This window comes from Nocardia asteroides (genome assembly GCF_021183625.1).
GTDB lineage: Bacteria > Actinomycetota > Actinomycetes > Mycobacteriales > Mycobacteriaceae > Nocardia > Nocardia asteroides_A.
The window spans coordinates 3,307,241-3,322,941 of record NZ_CP089214.1; the positions used below are offsets into that span (position 1 = coordinate 3,307,241).

A 15,701-nucleotide genomic window follows, 5' to 3' on the forward strand; every position below is an offset into this window, starting at 1 on the left:
ATGCCTGGTGCGGACGGAAACCCCCGAGGAAGAGGAGCGCACGATGGTAGATCGCAGCACGCCCGCCACGTTCGAGGTGTCCGAGGCCGATCAGGCCGATCTGGCCGACCAGTCCCGCCCGGTCGCCCCGGACGACGACGCGCCGCCGCCGGAGGTGCCGGGCGACCTGTGGAGCGCCGACCCCGCCGACGTGGTGGAGCAGCGCATCGAGGTCCCGCTCGACGACGAGCGGGAGTAGCGCTCAGCCGATGGCGGCGCGCACCGAGGCGTGCAGCTCGCGCAGCCCGGAGCGCTCGGTCGCGACCTCGAGCACCCGCACCCCGTGCGCGTGGCCGGTGAGCGCCGCCGCCAGCTCGGCGGTGTCCACCTGCCGGTGCGGGATGCGGTAGGCCGCGCAGAGCGCGGCCAGATCCATGCCGTGCGGGGTGCCGAAGACCCGCTCGAAGACCCCGGCGTACTGCGGGTCGCCCTGTTCGAGCAGCTCGAAGATGCCGCCGCCGTCGTCGTTGGCGACCACGATGGTGAGGTCGTCCGGGCGCGGCTCACCGCGGCCGATGAGCAGCCCGGCGGCGTCGTGCAGGAAGGTCAGGTCGCCGATCAGGGCGAAGGTGCGGCCGTCGTGCCGCATGGCGGCGCCGAGCGCGGTGGAGACGGTGCCGTCGATACCGGCCACGCCGCGGTTCGAGACCACGGTGATGCCCGGCCGCGGCGCGGAGACCAGCGCGGTGTCGCGCACCGGGTTGGAGGCGCCGAGCAGCAGCTGGTCGCCATCGCGCAGCGCGTCGGCGACCACGGCGGCGACGTGCAGCCCGGTCGGCTTGGGGTGCCTGGCGAGTTCGTCCCGGACGGCATGGTGCGCGCGCACGTCGAGGTCGTGGCAGCGGGAGAGCCATCCCGGGTCCGGAACGCCGGAGACGACGGCCCTGGTCCCGGTGCCGACGACATTGCCGGAGACGTCCGGCCAGCGCGGGCCGGTGGTCAGCGCGTAGACGGTGACCTCGGGGTCGGCGAGCAGCTTGGCGACCGGGCGGTGCAGGGTCGGGCGGCCGGTGATGATCGCCTGCTTCGGCCGGAGCAGCGGCAGCGCCAGCGGGTGCAGGGCGGGGCCGTGCAGCGGCGCGGTCGGCTCGGCGACGGTCGGTAGCGCGGCGAGCTCGGGCCGTAGCCCGGCGCCGTGGCCGGAGATCACCACGGTGTCCGCGGTGAGGTCGATGGCGAGCGGGACGTCGAGCGTGGCGTTCTGGGTGCGGGTCCACGGGGCATCGCCCGCGCGGCCGGGGATCGCGGGCGCGTCCGGGTCGGGGACCAGCGGCTCGCGCAGCGGGATGTCGAAGTGCACCGGCCCGGCATTGCCGGAGCGGGTGCCGCGGGCGGCGGCGAGCACCCGGCAGACCGCCGAGCGCCAGACGCTGTTCTGCCGCGGGTAGCTGCGCCCTCGCTCGGCTCCGCCGAGAGGATCGGACTCTTCTTCCGCGAGCCCGAGGCTGATGGTGGCGCGCACCTGGCTGCCGAAGAGCCCGAGCTGCTCGACCGTCTGGTTGGCGCCGGTGCCGAGCATCTCGTAGGGCCGGTTGGCGCTGAGCACCACCAGCGGCACCCTGGCGTAGTTGGCCTCCAGCACGGCGGGGCCCAGATTGGCCACGGCGGTGCCGGACGTCATCACCACCGGCACCGGGGCGCGGCCGGACAGGGTGAGCCCGATCGCGAGGAATCCCGCGGTGCGCTCATCGATGCGCATGTGCAGCCGGAGCCGCCCCGCCGCATCCGCGGCCTGCAGTGCGAAGGCCAGCGGGGCATTGCGGGAGCCGGGGCACAGGACCACGTCCAGCACCCCGCCGCGCACCAGTTCGTCGACGACGACCTGAGCCTGCGCTGTTGACGGATTCACGTCTCCAGACTTCCAGACTCGGGCCGGTGCCGCCGCGTCGCCCTGCTCACAGCCGGGCGACGCTCGCGCCGCCGGCGACAGCGGCGGCGGCGCGAGACACGGGTCAGGCCGTCGCGTGCCGCTGGACCAGCGCGCCCACCCGCGGCAGCGCCTCGACCACGTTCTTCTTGGCCGAGGAGCGCAGCGAGGAGTACACCTTCTGCAGCGCGGGGCGGGTCGAGGCCTTCGCCCGCTCGTCGGTCACCGCGAGCAGCGCCTCGGCGACCTCGTCGGACTTGGCGACCAGCAGATCGGCGAAGCTGCCGGTGCTGCCGGACGCGGTGTATTCCTGCCAGTACGGCTCCAGCTGGGCGACCAGGCGCGGAGCCAGGGACTCCAGGGCGTCGGGGACGATGGACGGGCCGATCTTCTTGACCGCCGCGTAGCCACCCTTCACAGCGAGGCCGGACGCACCACCCTTGTCCGAGACCTCGGCATCCAGGACCTCGACAGCGTCGGCAAGGAAGGCCGGCCGCTTGGCATCGTCGAGCAGGGATTCAGACAGTGCTGCAACCACTTTCAGGTTCCTCCGGAATCGGTTCGTTGTACGAGCACGCGCCACTATACGCACCGCCGCCCGCATCCACCCGGCTACGGCTGCCCCGGCAGCAGTTGAATCATCAATCCTTCGGCATCCGCGAGCAATTCGCCCTGATCATCGCGGAGCTCCGCGGTGACGAAGGTCTTCCGTCCTTCGACCCGATCGACCCGTCCGCGAACGGCCAGCGTCCGCTCCAGCGGGGTTACCTTGCGGTAGTTCACGTGCAGGTAGCCGGTTCGGCTGATCGGCCTGCCCGCGTAGTGCAGCACCGAGCCGAAGAGCTCGTCGAAGAGCAGCGGGAGCACCCCGCCGTGCGCGGCGCCGTTGCCGCCGAGATGGAAGCGGCGGAAAACGCCGGTCATCGCGACCCCGTCCGGCCCGGCCTCGGCCGTCTGCCACGGGAGCAGCAGCAGGCTGCCGCGGCCGGGCAGCTCCACCGCGCGCCCCGCCGGGCCCTGCAGCTCCGGCGCCCGGTGCGGCTCCAGCAGCGCGGCCAGCCGCTCGGCGAGCGCCGCGGCCTCGGCGTAGACCCCGTCCGGCGCGTCGACGCTCACCGCGAGATCCTGCACCCGGCGCAGCGCGTCGACGAACGGCCCGAAGCTCGGGCCGATCGGCTCCCGCGACACCTTCGGGAAGAACCGGGCGTGCTGCTCGTACCGCTCCGGGTCGATCGCGCTCAGGTCGATAACCGGTTCTATTTTCTCGCTCATCCCTGCACGCTATCCGGGTGTTGTACACCGTCCGAACGGGGGCGCTCCCGCGCTGTTTCGCCGAGCGCCGATAATCGCGGGGTGACCTTCGATCCCGCGTTGTGGCGCCCGGTACCCGGCTTCGAGAACCTGACCGACATCACCTACCACCGGCACCTGTCGCAGGGCACGGTGCGGGTGGCGTTCGACCGGCCGGAGGTGCGCAACGCCTTCCGCCCGCACACGGTGGACGAGCTGCACCGGGCGCTCGACCACGCCAGAATGACCTCCGACGTCGGCGCGGTGCTGCTCACCGGCAACGGCCCGAGCCCGAGGGACGGCGGCTGGGCCTTCTGCTCCGGCGGCGACCAGCGCATCCGCGGCCGCAGCGGCTACCAGTACGCGGACGGCGAGACCGCGGAAACGGTCGACCCGGCGCGCGCCGGGCGGCTGCACATCCTGGAGGTGCAGCGGCTCATCCGGTTCATGCCGAAGGTGGTGATCGCGCTGGTGAACGGCTGGGCCGCGGGCGGCGGGCACAGCCTGCACGTGGTCTGCGACCTCACCCTGGCCAGCCGGGAGCACGGGAAGTTCAAGCAGACCGACGCCGACGTCGGCAGCTTCGACGGCGGCTACGGCAGCGCCTACCTGGCCAAGATGGTCGGGCAGAAGTTCGCCAGGGAGATCTTCTTCCGCGGCCGCCCGTACACCGCCGAGGAGATGCACCGGATGGGCGCGGTCAACGAGGTGGTCGACCACGCCGAGCTGGAGAACGTCGCGCTGGAGTGGACCGCCGACATCCTCGGCAAGTCGCCGCAGGCGCAGCGCATGCTCAAGTACGCCTTCAACCTGGCCGACGACGGGCTGGTCGGCCAGCAGCTCTTCGCGGGCGAGGCGACCAGGCTGGCGTACATGACCGACGAGGCGGTCGAGGGGCGGGACTCCTTCCTGGAGAAGCGCGCGCCGGACTGGTCCCCCTACCCCTGGTACTTCTGATGGACATCCTGAGCAGCCGGATCATCCTGCGCCCCGGCGACTACGAGGCGACGCTGGCCTTCTACCGGGACGCGCTCGGGCTCGCGATCGCCAGGGAGTATCCGGGCGGCACGGTCCTCTTCGCGGGGCAGTCCTCGATCGAAGTCGCCGCGCACGGCGGCTCCGGCGAGCCCTCGCACTTCGGCGGCGCGATCTGGCTGCAGGTGCGCGATATCGCGGCTGCCGCCGCCGAACTCGCGCGGGCGGGGGTGCGCGTCGACCGGGAGCCGAAGCGGGAGCCGTGGGGGTTGCTGGAGATGTGGATCGCCGACCCGGACGGGGTGCCGATCGTGCTGGTCGAGATCCCCGCCGAGCACCCGCTGCGCCGCGATTCGCGCTGAGCTCGCCACCTTCGAGTTGCCAGCAAGCAAACCGAAAGGGACGATAACGACTCGGGCGAGACCCGACCGCCGACGTCCGGGAGCCATCTCGCCGCGTTCCGTCGGACGAGAGAATCGCGGTTTCGATGCCTGTCGTACCTGAGCCGTTGTCGGCCCGCTCCCGGGCGCGCCGCGCGGGTTGCCGGACCACCCGTTCCGTGTGCACGCACGCGGACATGACACGATCGCTCTCGTGAGCAAGCCCCTTCGGATCCTGCCGATGCCGACCGGGTCCGGCGTCGGCGACGTGCTCCCGCACCTGCGCGACGCGCTCGAGGGCACCGGCCCGGCATGGCTCCCGGTGCCGAACAGCGACCGGCGCGAGGCGCGCAGGCTCGGTGACGCGCTCGCCCCCGGCGAGCCGATCGACGAGGACGTGGCGCTGGTCGTCACCACCTCCGGCACGACCGGGGTGCCCAAGGGCGCCATGCTCGGCTCCGCCGCGCTGCGGGCGAGCGCGAGCGCGACGCACGAGCGGCTCGGCGGGCCGGGGCAGTGGTTGCTGGCGCTGCCGACGCACCACATCGCGGGCGTCCAGGTGTTGCTGCGCAGTATCCAGGCGGGGACCGAGCCGGTCGTGCTCGACGTCGGCGGCGGATTCCTGCCGGAGGCGCTGGCCGGGGCGATCCGGGCCATGGGCGGGGAGCGGCGGTACACCTCGCTCGTGCCCACCCAGCTGATCAAGGCGCTGGAATCGCCCGTCGCGGCGGCCGCGCTGGCCGGGCTGGACGCGGTGCTCGTCGGCGGCGCGGCGACGCCGGCCCGGGTGCTGGAGCGGGCGCAGGCCGCCGGGATTCGCGTCGTCCGCACCTACGGGATGAGTGAGACCTGCGGGGGGTGCGTCTACGACGGGATCCCGCTCGACGGGGTCAGGTTGCGGATCGAGGACGGGCGGGTGCTGCTCGGCGGGGCCACCGTCGCCATCGGGTACCGCAACCACCCGGAGCACCCCGCCTTCGCCGAGCCCGGATGGTTCCGCACCGACGACGCCGGTGTCCTCGAGGACGGGGTGCTCCGGGTGACCGGCCGGTTGGACGAGGGGATCAGCACCGGGGGGTTGCTGGTTCTCCCGCAGGTCGTCGAAGCGGTGCTCGGGACGCATCCCGCCGTCGCCGAGTGCGTCGTGCTCGGGTTGCCCGACGACCGTCTGGGTCAGCGGGTAGCCGCCGTCATCGTCCCGGTGCCAGGCGCCGAGCCCCCGAGCCTGGACGAGCTCCGCGCCCACGTCACCGCCGAACTCGACGCCATCGCCGCCCCCCGCGAACTCGCCGTCCTCGACGAACTCCCACTGCGAGGTCCGGGCAAACCGGACCGCGCCGCCCTCCGCGACCACCTCCTGGCGCACAGCTCCCGGTGAGCTCGGGCTGTCAGTTTGCCCAGGTCTCTCGTTCGGGGTTCCAGGTCGAGGTGACATCGGCGGAGGGCAGTGCGCCGAGGATGTGGTTGTAGCAGCGGCCCGCGGCGGCGAGCGCTGTATCGAGGTCGTGATGCGCCTCGGCGAGCGGGCTCCGGCGCGCGTTCTTCGGCCAATTCTTCGGCCAGGTGGGACCGGGGCTTTCGAGTTCGCGCGGTAGGGAGGGGATACCGCGGAACTCGCGCTCACGTTCGAGCGCGGCGGTGGTTTGCACGAGGTCTATGGCGAGGAAATCGCTGATCAGCAGGAGGTCGATCAGGTCGCGGTAGCGTCCCGATTCGGTCCCGGCCGAGCCGTGTCGTTCGTACATCGCGCAGATCTTGTCCGCGATCTGGTCCGCGAGCGGGTAGAGCTTAGCGGTAGCTTCCCGAGGAAAGTCCTCGCTGTCCACCAGCCGGGGAAGGGGGTGGCGCTCCACCGGCCCGACCAGTTCGCGGGTCCCGGCGACGAGGTCGATCGAGAAGGCGTCGAGTTCGGTGGTGCCGAGCAGAGCCCCGACCCGGACCTCGGCGCCTTTGCCGTTACTCAGTTCCGTCGCGGGACCGACTTCGAAGACGAAGTGGTCGATGTCGTGGTCCCGTCCGATGCGGCGCAGCTCCGCCACCGCCTCCGGTATCGCAGTGGCGGCCACGATGTCGATGTCCTTGCTGTGCCGCGCCTCCGGCAGACGCACCATCATGCTGACGCCGCCCTTCAGAATCCAGCCGTCGGGGTCGGCGTCGAAGATCCGTGCCAGAAAGCGGGCCATGACGAAGCGGCGCAGCACGGCCGGGTACGGCTGGTCATGCGCTCTCGCGAAAGACTTCAGCCGATCGGTCAGGCTCGTTCGAACCGCGGAGGGAAGGCGTGACGAGGACGCCATCAAGGGGTGCTCCTTGCTGTCGGACCGTGCTTCTCAGGACTCGAGACGTCTCGCGATGTCGGCGAGAGCGAGGGTGTTGAGCGGGACGCCGGCTTCCGCGATGAGTGCGTCGAGGAAACCCGCGCCGTCGAGGGCCCGGTGCCCGTAGCGGAAGGCGTGCGGGGCCAGAGCCTCCACGGCCTGGTCGATCGTGAGCATGCTGCCGGTGAGCGCGTCCCGTACGACCGAGGCCAGATGTCCGGAGTCCAGAGAATCCTCCGCGAGGTCACCGATCGTGCGTCGGGCCGTGGTCACCGGTAGGCCGTCGACGATCTGCCAGTCGTCGCGGACGAGGGGGCCGCGATGAATCACCACGTCGGGCAGGGATAGCCGAATCCGGCGGGTGGTGGTCAGTTCGACCTCGTCGGCCTCCAGATCTCCCAGGCGGTGCAGGCGGGCCGCGCTGCGGTGCGACACCACCCCCGTCGGCACCTCCTGGCGCGCCCGCTCCCAGGTCACGGTGCCCGGATCGAGGGCGAGCCACGCCACCCGCATCTCCAGGTGGTCGTCGGGTGGAACGCGAGCGAGCCGGTAGATGCCGTGGTGCAGCCGCTCCAGCACTCCGGAGTCGGCCAGGCGCTTGAGCTGTTGCGGAGTCGCCGAAGCCACGCGACCCGCCTGGCGGCTGGTAACGAGCCCCCGCTGATCTGCCGCGAGAGAAATCAGGTGAGAACTCTTTGACGGCATGGCGCAATAATAGCCAAATTGGGTAACTCTCGAGACACAATAAGTAATTTTACTGCCAGCACAGCGCCGTGCAAGAGCGGTGCAAGAGGTGTGCGGGCGGTGCAAGGGCGCCCGCGCACCCTTGCGACATGACAGATTCCGCACCCCTCGCGGTGGAAGCCACCGATCTGGTCAAGGTGTTCGGCACCCAGCGCGCCGTCGACGGCGTGAGCCTCGCCGTCCCCGAGGGCTCCGTGTACGCGGTCCTCGGCCCCAACGGCGCGGGCAAGACCACCACGATCCGCATGCTCACCACCCTGCTCCCCCTCGACGGCGGCGCGGCCAGGATCTTCGGCCACGACGTGGCCGAGGAGCCGACCGCGATCCGCTCGCTGATCGGCGTCACCGGCCAGTACGCCTCGGTGGACGAGGACCTCTCCGCCACCGAGAACCTGATCGTCTTCTCCCGCCTGCTCGGCCTGAGCCGCCGGGACGCCAGGCGCAGGGCGACCGAACTGCTGGCGGAGTTCGGCCTCACCGACGCCGCGACCAAACCGCTGAGAACCTTCTCCGGCGGCATGCGCCGCCGCCTCGACCTGGCCGCGAGCCTGATCGCGACCCCGCCGCTGCTCTTCCTGGACGAGCCGACCACCGGCCTCGACCCGCGCACCCGCGCGCAGATGTGGGACACCATCCGCCGCCTGGTCCGCGAGGGCGCCACGGTCGTGCTCACCACCCAGTACCTGGACGAGGCGGACCAGCTCGCCGACCGGATCGCCGTGATCGACCACGGGAAGGTGATCGCCGACGGCACCGCGGACGAGCTCAAGGAATCGGTCGGCGGCTCCTCGCTGCACCTGGTGCCCGCCGATCGGTCCCGGCTGGCGGAGGCGCGGCAGCTGGTCGCGACCTTCCTCGACGCCGAGGCCACCGTCACCCCGGAGGCCGGCCGGATCACCGCCCCGCTGCGCGACGCCGATGTCACCACCGACCTGCTGATCCGGCTGCGCGCGGAGCGGATCGCCATCGCGGAGATCAACGTCAGCAAGCCGAGCCTGGACGAGGTCTTCCTCACCCTCACCGGCCGCCCCTCCGAGGACGCGGCCGAGACCGAAAAGGACGCAGCATGACCGACACCCTCGTCTCCCCGGCCCCGCCGAAGCGGGTCTCCGCGGTGCGCCCGGCGAGCAACAGCGTGAGCCTGGCCGCCACCGTCTCGGCCTCGCTCACCATGGCCTACCGCGGGCTGCTCAAGATCAGGCACAAGCCGGAGCAGCTGTTCGACGTCACCATCCAGCCGATCCTGTTCACCGCGCTGTTCGCCTACATCTTCGGCGGCGCGATCGGCGGCAGCGTGCAGAACTACCTGCCGGTCCTGATCCCCGGCATCCTGGTGCAGACCGTCGTGCTCACCTCGGTGGTCACCGGCACCCAGCTGCGCGAGGACATGGACAAGGGCGTCTTCGACCGCTTCAAGTCGCTGCCCATCGCCAGGATCGCCGCGCTCGCGGGCGCGCTGATCGCCGACATGGTGCGCTACACGCTCGCCACCGTGCTCACCGTCGTGGTCGGGCTCGCCATCGGCTACCGGCCCGCGGGCGGGGTGGTCGGCGTGGTCGCGGCCGGGGTGGTGATCGTGCTCTGCTCGTTCGCGGTGAGCTGGATCTGGGCGCTGGTCGGGGTCACCGGGCGCAGCGCGGCCGGCGTGCAGGGCATCTCGATGATGGTCATGTTCCCGCTGACCTTCATGTCCGGCGCGTTCGCGCTGACCAGCACCATGCCCGGCTGGATGCAGGCGATCAACCACGCCAACCCGGTCTACTACATGGTCAACGCCTGCCGCGACCTGATGAACGGCAACGGCTTCGGGAGCAGCACGGTGTATTCGCTGCTCGGCGCCGTGGTGGTGATCGCGGTGTTCGCGCCGCTCGCGGTGCGGGCCTACATGCGCCGCGCGTGAGTTCCGCCGGGGGCGTCCGGTTCGCCGGGCGCCCCCGTCGTCGTCCCGGCGATCAGCGCGAGCACGCGGTGCAGCAGCCGCATCCGGCGCGCGGGGCCGAGTGCCGCCTCGGCCTCGGCGACGGCCGCGGGGCCGAGCCTGGCCTCGGCGAGCTCCAGGTGCCTGCGCACGAGCATGGACGGGAAGTCCTGCCTGGCCGGCAGCCGGGGCGCGGCGAGCAGCAGCCGCAGCCCGGTCTCCGGGTCGTCGCCGGTGGCGATCAGCCTGCTGCCGAGCGCGCAGGCGATGGCGCCGACCTGCGGGACGTCCTGGAAGGCGCCGAAGATCCGGCCCGCCGCCTCGGCCAGCTCGCGGGCGATCTTCCCGGCCGCGACCGGGTCGCCGTACAGCACCTCGGCGTCCAGTGTCGCCGCGACCAGCATGAGCACCCACGCCCCCGGCCCCCGCGAGGTGCCCGGCCAGCCGGAGACGGCGAGCGCGCGCCGGTACCGGCGCATGCCGTCCTCGATCCGGCCGCGCGCGATCAGCAGCTCCGCCTGCGCCTGGAAGAGCACGCCGAGCAGCCCGCTGACGGTGCCGTCCGGCGCCTCCGGGTCGAGGTCGGCGAGTTGCACGGTGCGCTCCAGCTCGGCGGCGGCGCGGTCAAGCGAGCCGCAGCCGATGAGCACGCCGACCAGCGCGGTGCGCGCCTCGATCAGCTCGTCGTAGGCGCCGATCCGCTCCAGCAGCCCGATCCCGCGCTCGTAGTGCCCGACGGCCTCGGCGTACCGGCCCGCCTGGCCGTGCAGCTGCGCCAGGTGCCGGTGCGCCGAGGCCAGGCTCCAGCCGTCGCCGGGGCGGAGCAGGGTGAGCGTCGTCGCCGCGTCCCGCAGCGAACCGCGCAGGTCGCCGAGGTTCTCCCGGATATTCGCGCGCAGGATCAGCGCGTTCACCCTGGCGTCCCGGTCGGGTGAGCGCACCGCCGCGGCCACCAGCCGCGGGATCCCGGTGCCGCGCGGCGGGCTCACCAGCAGCCGGGCCGTGAGCAGCACCGACGCCGAGAGGTCGGTGCGCACGGCGAGCAGCCGCCGGGTGCGCAGCCGCACCCGGGCCAGCCTGCGCAGCTCGGAGCGGTCGCCGAAGGCGGCGTGCAGGATCTGCAGCGCGGAGCCGATCACCAGCAGGTCGCCGGGCGGGTGCGGCGCGTCCGGTGGGGGCAGCGGAACGTGCAGCAGCCGCTCGGACCAGGCGATCACCTCGCCGTGCGCGCCGCGCATCATCCAGAGCACGCCGAGCGTGGGGAACACGGTGTACACGGTGACGCCGTCGGCGCGCTCGGCGGCCCAGCGCAGCGCGGCGAGCAGGTTGTCCTGCTCGGCGTCGAGTTCGCCGCCGAGCTGCAGCTGGTCCTCGCGGTAGGCCCGCGCCCCCAGGTCCTCGCAGCAGGCGCGGGCCCAGCCAAGGGTGCGGGTGATGATCTCCTCGCCCTCCCCGCTCGCGGCCAGCTGCTCCTCGCCGTACTCGCGGACCGTCTCCAGCATCCGGTAGCGCAGCCCCGCCGCGGAGTCCTGCACGGTGAGCAGGGACTGGTTCACCAGCCCGTCCACCGCGGCGGCGACCTCGCCGACCTCGGCGCCCGCGGCCACCACCTCGGCCGCGGCCAGGGTGAAGCCTGCCGGGAAGCGGCAGAGCCTGCGCAGCGCCACCCGCTGGCCCGGCTCGAGCAGGTTCCAGCTCCAGTCGATGACGGCGTGCAGGGTGCGGTGCCGCGCCGGGGAGCTGCGGTCGCCGGAGCGGAGCAGGGCGAAGCGGTCGTGCAGCCGGTCGGCGATCTCCTCGACGCTCATGGTCCGCACCCGGGCGGCGGCGAGCTCGATGGCGAGCGGCAGGCCGTCGAGGGTGTGGCAGAGCCTCGCCACGACGGCCGGGTCGATCCGTACCGACGGCCGGACCGCGCGGGCGCGCGCCGCGAAGAGCTCGGTGGCCGGGGAGCCCGAGGGGTCGATGTGCAGCGGGGGAAGGGGGTAGACCGCCTCGGCGGTGATCATCAGCGGGGCGCGGCTGGTGGTGAGCACCCGGAGCCGGGGGACGTGCGCGATGAACTCGGCGACCAGCGTGGCGACGGCGTCGATCAGGTGTTCGCAGTTGTCCAGGACGAGGAGCGTCGGCCGGGCCGAGACGGCGTCGAAGAGGCGCTGGCGCAGCTCCACCGGGCCGGTGCGCAGCGTGGAGCTGTCGAACGGCGCCTCGGAGACGCCGAGCACCGCCGCGATCGCGCTCTCGATCTCGGCGCGCGCGATCTCCGGTTCGGCGGCGCGGATGGAGGCCAGCTCGACCAGGGCGACCGCGCCTGCCTCGCGGGCGCCGAGTTCGTGAGCGACGCGAGTCTTGCCGGTGCCGCCGGGGCCGAGCACGGTGGTCACCCGGGAGCTGCGCAGCAGCACTTCGAGTGCGGTCAGGTCGGTGTCGCGGCCGAGTAGCGGGTTGGGTGCGGCGCGGACGCCGAGGCCGAGAAACGGCGCGCGCTCCGGCGCACCGGGCGCGGGTCCGGCAGCGGTCCCGTGGCGACCGGCGGGCGGCGCCGGGTGGACAGCGGCGGCGGCGTTCCCCGGCGCGATCTCGACGGCCGACGCCGGGCCGACGACCGCTCGCGGGTGCGGGGTGACGGGCGGGAGGTGGTCGCCGAGCGGCGCGATCCGCTCGCCGCGCAGGACGGCGGTGTTGAGCTCGGTGAGTTCGGGGCCGGGGTCGGCGCCGAGGCGGTCGGCGAGGCGGTCGCGGAAGGTGGCGACGGTCTCCAGCGCGGCGGCGGAGCGGCCGGTGGCGGCGAGCAGCCGGACCAGCTCGACGTGCGCGGGTTCGTCCAGCGCCAGCGCGGCGGCGCGGTGCGCGGCGAGCCGGAGCGCGCCGTCGGGGTCGCCGGTGCCCGCGCGGGCGGTGATCTCCAGCCCGTCGAGCTCGCCCGCGTAACCGGCGGCGCGCTCGCGCAGCTCGTCGGCGAGCGGGCCGGGTGGCAGGTCGGCGCCGGGTTCCCCGCGCCAGAGCGCGCGGGCGGCGAGCACGGTGGCGAGGGCGGCGGCGTAGGCGCCGGAACCGCACTGTGCGCGGGCCTGGTCGACGAGGCGCGCGCAGCGGGTCAGGTCGACCTGGTCGGCGTCGAGTTCCAGCCGGTACCCGGCCGGGCCCGCGCTCACCGCGCCGCCGGGCAGCACCGAGCGCAGCCGGGAGATCTGCGTGTGCAGCGCGTTCATCGGCGCCCGCGGCGCAGCCGCGCCCCACACATCCTCGATCAACCCCGCCGCGGCCCGGCTGCGCCCCGGCCGCAGCGCCAGCGCCGCCAGCAGCGCACGGGCCCGCGCCCCAGGCAGCGGCCACAGCGCGCCATCCCGGCGCACCGCCACCGGCCCGAGCAACCCGACCTCGAGCACCGCGAACCCGTCCTCGCCCGGCACGAAAACACCCCCCGCGTCCACCGGCGGAGACGCACCGCCGCGCGGAGTCACCACGCGCCCGATCGGGCCACTGCTCTCCGGCACCATTCCGGGATCGATCCTAGGGTTCACGCGACCGATGCGGCGCGCGTCCCGCGCGGCTCCGGTGCTCGGCTTAGAGTCGGCCCATGGCCGACTTCGAGGTTGCCAGGCGCACCGTGATCGCCGCCGAGCCCGCGCGCGTCCACGGGTTGATCGACGACTTCCACCAGTGGGTGCACTGGTCGCCGTGGGAGGACATCGACCCCGAGCTGAACCGCCGGTACGCGGGCCCCGAGTCCGGGGTCGGCGCCTCCTACTCCTGGAACGGTAACCGCAAGGCGGGCAGCGGCACCATGACTATTACCTCCAGCACCGAGCAGGAGATCGGCGTCCGGGTGGAGTTCCGCAAGCCGATCGCCGCCACCAACGACGTCCGCTTCGAGCTGGCGGGCGTGGCGGGCGGCACCGAGGTGACCTGGCGGATGACCGGCAGGCGCACCGGCTTCCTCGGGCTGGTCGGCCGGGTGGTCCCGATGGACAAGTTCATCGGCAAGGACTTCGAGAAGGGGCTGGCCAGGCTGAAGACGGCCGCCGAACAGCCCGCCTGAGCCCGGGCGCGCACCGCGCCGGATTAGGCTGCGCGCATGGCAACTGCAGCGCAATGGCTCGAAGGCGCCCGGCCGCGGACCCTCCCCAACGCGATCGCCCCTGTGCTCGCCGGTACCGGCGCCGCCGCCGCGCTGGACGCCGCGGTGTGGTGGAAAGCACTGCTGGCCCTTGTGGTCTCGGTCGCCCTGATCGTCGGGGTGAACTACGCCAACGACTACTCCGACGGCATCCGCGGCACCGACGACGTCCGGGTCGGCCCGGTGCGGCTGGTCGGCCAGCGGCTGGCCGAGCCGAAGGCGGTGCGCAACGCCGCCGTCGCGAGCCTGCTGGTCGCCGCGCTCGCGGGACTGGTGCTCGCGCTGCTCACAGCCTGGTGGCTGCTGCTCTTCGGCGCCGCCTGCCTGGCCGGCGCCTGGTTCTACACCGGCGGGCGGAACCCGTACGGCTACAGCGGCTTCGGCGAGATCGCGGTTTTCGTCTTCTTCGGTCTGTTCGCCGTGCTCGGCACCCAGTACGTGCAGGCCGAGCGGGTGGACTGGGCCGGGCTCGCCGCGGCGGTCGCGGTCGGCGCCTTCTCCAGCGCGGTGCTGGTCGCGAACAACCTGCGCGACATCCCCACCGACACCGAGTCCGGCAAGACCACGCTCGCGGTCAAGCTCGGCGACCCGCGCACCAGGACGCTGCACGCGGTGCTGCTGGCGCTGCCCTTCGCAATGACCCTCGCCCTCGCGCTGCGCACGCCGTTCGCGCTGCTGGCGCTGGTCGCCGTCCCGCTCGCGCTGCGCGCCAACGCACCGGTGCGCGGCGGCCGCGGCGGGCCGGAACTGATTCCGGCGCTGCGCGATTCCGGCCTCGCCCTGCTGGCCTGGTCGGCGGTGACCGCCGCCGCGCTCGCCTTCGGCTGAGCCCGGGATCAGTCGTCGCCGACCAGGAGCCCGAGCCCCCAGTTGACGATCGAGATGATGAGCGCGCCGACCAGCGCGGCCCAGAAGCCGTCCACCCGGAGGCCGTAGTCGGTGACCTCGGTGATGGCCGCGGTCAGCATCAGCATGAGGGCATTCACCACCAGCAGGAACAGCCCGAGCGTGACGATCACCAGGGGCAGCGACAGCACCTGGACGATCGGCTTGACCAGGGCGTTCACCAGGGTGAAGACCGCGGCGACGGCGAGCAGGACGATGATCTTCCAGCCGATCTCGTCCTCCGGGCTCACCACCTCGATCGCGCCGACGAGGTAGGCCGCCAGCCAGATGGCGAACGCGTTGATGATCAACCGGAGCGCTAGCTGCATGCCGCCATGCTAGGCGGGCGGGGTGTCGCGCAGGGGTCACAACGCGAGAGCGCTCAGGCGGCCCGGTCGAGCAGCGCGTGGATCCGGGGGCGCAGCGCGTCCCGCGCGGCGGGGCCGCCGAGCAGTTCGGTGGTGACCTCGTTGGCCCCGCGCAGGATGCCGAGCAGCAGATGCCCGGACTCGATCGAGCGGTCCTTGCGGGCGAGCGCCTCGCGCAGCGCCAGCTCCAGCGTCTTCTTGGCGTCCCTGGTGAACGGGATGTGCCCGCCGCTCCACCGGGCGAACCGCCCGCGCGGCTCCGGCGCCGCCTGCGCCAGCGCGTCGGCGCCGAACCCGGCTTCGAGGCTGGCCCGCACGGCGTCCAGGTCGATGCCGATCGAGCGCAGCGCCTCGGCGTCCTCCTCGCCGAGCGGCTCGCCGCGGCCGCGCTCGGCCAGCGCCGCCGCCACCGCGTCCCTGGTCACCCCGGACTCCGCGAGCAGCGTGCGCAGCGCGGGCTCGGCGTGGCCGAGCAGCCCGAGCAGCACGTGCTGCACATCGATCACCGGGGAGCGCAGTTCGCGGGCGTCCTCCTGCGCCAGCACGATCGCGACCCGCGCCTGTCTGCCGAACCGTTCGAACATCAGCGTCTCCTCGTGTGCTTCTGGTGGACGGCCTGTTTGCTGACCTCGAGCGCGTCGGCGATCGCCTGCCAGGACCAGCCCTGCGCCCTGGCATTCGCGACCTGGATGGCCTCCAGCCGTTCCAGCAGCCTGCGCAGCGCGAGCACCGCGCGCAGCCCGACCGTCGGGTCGGGGCTGCCCGCGGCCGCCGCCAGCGTTGTCGCTTCACTCATG

General features: G+C 73.0%; 17 protein-coding genes. 8 read left to right on the top strand and 9 right to left on the bottom strand.

What is annotated here, in order from left to right; translation table 11 throughout:
• Nucleotides 1–43: 43 nt before the first annotated feature.
• Nucleotides 44–238, top strand: a complete 195-nt coding sequence (locus LTT61_RS15670) for a hypothetical protein (protein ID WP_233020689.1) — start codon at nucleotides 44–46, stop codon at nucleotides 236–238.
• Nucleotides 239–241: 3 nt separating this feature from the next.
• Here the strand turns inward: LTT61_RS15670 and menD are convergent, their stop codons facing one another.
• The 3 genes from menD to LTT61_RS15685 form a co-directional block, all read right to left on the bottom strand.
• Nucleotides 242–1,888 carry a 2-succinyl-5-enolpyruvyl-6-hydroxy-3-cyclohexene-1-carboxylic-acid synthase gene (gene menD / locus LTT61_RS15675; RefSeq protein ID WP_233020690.1) on the bottom strand — a complete coding sequence of 549 codons (1,647 nt, stop codon included), beginning with the start codon at nucleotides 1,886–1,888 and terminating at the stop codon, nucleotides 242–244.
• Between the two features lie 103 nt (nucleotides 1,889–1,991).
• The gene (locus LTT61_RS15680; protein WP_233020691.1) at nucleotides 1,992–2,444 is read right to left on the bottom strand and encodes a DUF6918 family protein; all 453 of its coding nucleotides are present in this window, start codon (nucleotides 2,442–2,444) and stop codon (nucleotides 1,992–1,994) included.
• 74 nt (nucleotides 2,445–2,518) lie between these two features.
• A complete protein-coding gene (locus tag LTT61_RS15685) occupies nucleotides 2,519–3,178 on the bottom strand; it encodes a PaaI family thioesterase (protein ID WP_233020692.1) in 660 nt (219 codons plus the stop codon).
• A gap of 81 nt (nucleotides 3,179–3,259) precedes the next feature.
• Between LTT61_RS15685 and LTT61_RS15690 the strand changes: the two genes are divergently transcribed.
• The 3 genes from LTT61_RS15690 to menE all read left to right on the top strand — a co-directional run bounded on the left by LTT61_RS15690 (nucleotide 3,260) and on the right by menE (nucleotide 5,929).
• Nucleotides 3,260–4,153, top strand: a complete 894-nt coding sequence (locus LTT61_RS15690; RefSeq protein ID WP_233020693.1) for a 1,4-dihydroxy-2-naphthoyl-CoA synthase — start codon at nucleotides 3,260–3,262, stop codon at nucleotides 4,151–4,153.
• Nucleotides 4,153–4,533 carry a VOC family protein gene (locus tag LTT61_RS15695; RefSeq protein ID WP_233020694.1) on the top strand — a complete coding sequence of 127 codons (381 nt, stop codon included), beginning with the start codon at nucleotides 4,153–4,155 and terminating at the stop codon, nucleotides 4,531–4,533. The genes LTT61_RS15690 and LTT61_RS15695 overlap by 1 nt, the downstream gene beginning before the upstream one ends.
• A gap of 259 nt (nucleotides 4,534–4,792) precedes the next feature.
• On the top strand, nucleotides 4,793–5,929 hold the full coding sequence (menE, locus tag LTT61_RS15700; protein WP_233021034.1) for an o-succinylbenzoate--CoA ligase: 1,137 nt from the start codon (nucleotides 4,793–4,795) through the stop codon (nucleotides 5,927–5,929).
• Between the two features lie 10 nt (nucleotides 5,930–5,939).
• On the opposite strand, the gene LTT61_RS15705 is transcribed toward menE, so the two are convergent.
• Complete coding sequence (locus tag LTT61_RS15705; RefSeq protein WP_233020695.1) at nucleotides 5,940–6,848, bottom strand: nucleotidyl transferase AbiEii/AbiGii toxin family protein; 909 nt, start codon at nucleotides 6,846–6,848, stop codon at nucleotides 5,940–5,942.
• A 33-nt stretch (nucleotides 6,849–6,881) separates the two neighbouring features.
• The gene (locus LTT61_RS15710) at nucleotides 6,882–7,574 is read right to left on the bottom strand and encodes a type IV toxin-antitoxin system AbiEi family antitoxin domain-containing protein (RefSeq protein ID WP_269821892.1); all 693 of its coding nucleotides are present in this window, start codon (nucleotides 7,572–7,574) and stop codon (nucleotides 6,882–6,884) included.
• A 128-nt stretch (nucleotides 7,575–7,702) separates the two neighbouring features.
• On the opposite strand from LTT61_RS15710, the gene LTT61_RS15715 reads away from it, so the two are divergent.
• Together LTT61_RS15715 and LTT61_RS15720 are read left to right on the top strand one after the other, a co-directional pair.
• A complete protein-coding gene (locus tag LTT61_RS15715) occupies nucleotides 7,703–8,683 on the top strand; it encodes an ATP-binding cassette domain-containing protein (protein WP_233020697.1) in 981 nt (326 codons plus the stop codon).
• Complete coding sequence (locus tag LTT61_RS15720) at nucleotides 8,680–9,513, top strand: ABC transporter permease (protein WP_233020698.1); 834 nt, start codon at nucleotides 8,680–8,682, stop codon at nucleotides 9,511–9,513. The genes LTT61_RS15715 and LTT61_RS15720 overlap by 4 nt, the downstream gene beginning before the upstream one ends.
• On the opposite strand, the gene LTT61_RS15725 is transcribed toward LTT61_RS15720, so the two are convergent.
• Nucleotides 9,495–12,944 carry an AfsR/SARP family transcriptional regulator gene (locus tag LTT61_RS15725; protein WP_233020699.1) on the bottom strand — a complete coding sequence of 1,150 codons (3,450 nt, stop codon included), beginning with the start codon at nucleotides 12,942–12,944 and terminating at the stop codon, nucleotides 9,495–9,497. The genes LTT61_RS15720 and LTT61_RS15725 overlap by 19 nt on opposite strands.
• Nucleotides 12,945–13,111: 167 nt before the next feature.
• On the opposite strand from LTT61_RS15725, the gene LTT61_RS15730 reads away from it, so the two are divergent.
• Both LTT61_RS15730 and LTT61_RS15735 read left to right on the top strand, forming a co-directional pair.
• Nucleotides 13,112–13,573, top strand: coding sequence for an SRPBCC family protein (locus LTT61_RS15730; RefSeq protein WP_233020700.1), 462 nt, complete (start codon nucleotides 13,112–13,114; stop codon nucleotides 13,571–13,573).
• 36 nt (nucleotides 13,574–13,609) lie between these two features.
• On the top strand, nucleotides 13,610–14,479 hold the full coding sequence (locus LTT61_RS15735) for a 1,4-dihydroxy-2-naphthoate polyprenyltransferase (protein WP_233020701.1): 870 nt from the start codon (nucleotides 13,610–13,612) through the stop codon (nucleotides 14,477–14,479).
• 8 nt (nucleotides 14,480–14,487) lie between these two features.
• Here LTT61_RS15735 and LTT61_RS15740 read toward each other — a convergent pair whose 3' ends face one another.
• From LTT61_RS15740 to LTT61_RS15750, 3 genes are read right to left on the bottom strand one after another with little or no spacing between them, the layout of a single operon-like run.
• A complete protein-coding gene (locus LTT61_RS15740) occupies nucleotides 14,488–14,865 on the bottom strand; it encodes a phage holin family protein (protein ID WP_233020702.1) in 378 nt (125 codons plus the stop codon).
• Nucleotides 14,866–14,918: 53 nt separating this feature from the next.
• A complete protein-coding gene (locus LTT61_RS15745; RefSeq protein ID WP_233020703.1) occupies nucleotides 14,919–15,488 on the bottom strand; it encodes a Clp protease N-terminal domain-containing protein in 570 nt (189 codons plus the stop codon).
• A complete protein-coding gene (locus tag LTT61_RS15750) occupies nucleotides 15,488–15,700 on the bottom strand; it encodes a hypothetical protein (protein ID WP_067653721.1) in 213 nt (70 codons plus the stop codon). Before LTT61_RS15750 ends, LTT61_RS15745 begins: the two co-directional genes overlap by 1 nt.
• Between the last annotated feature and the right edge of the window lies 1 nt (nucleotide 15,701).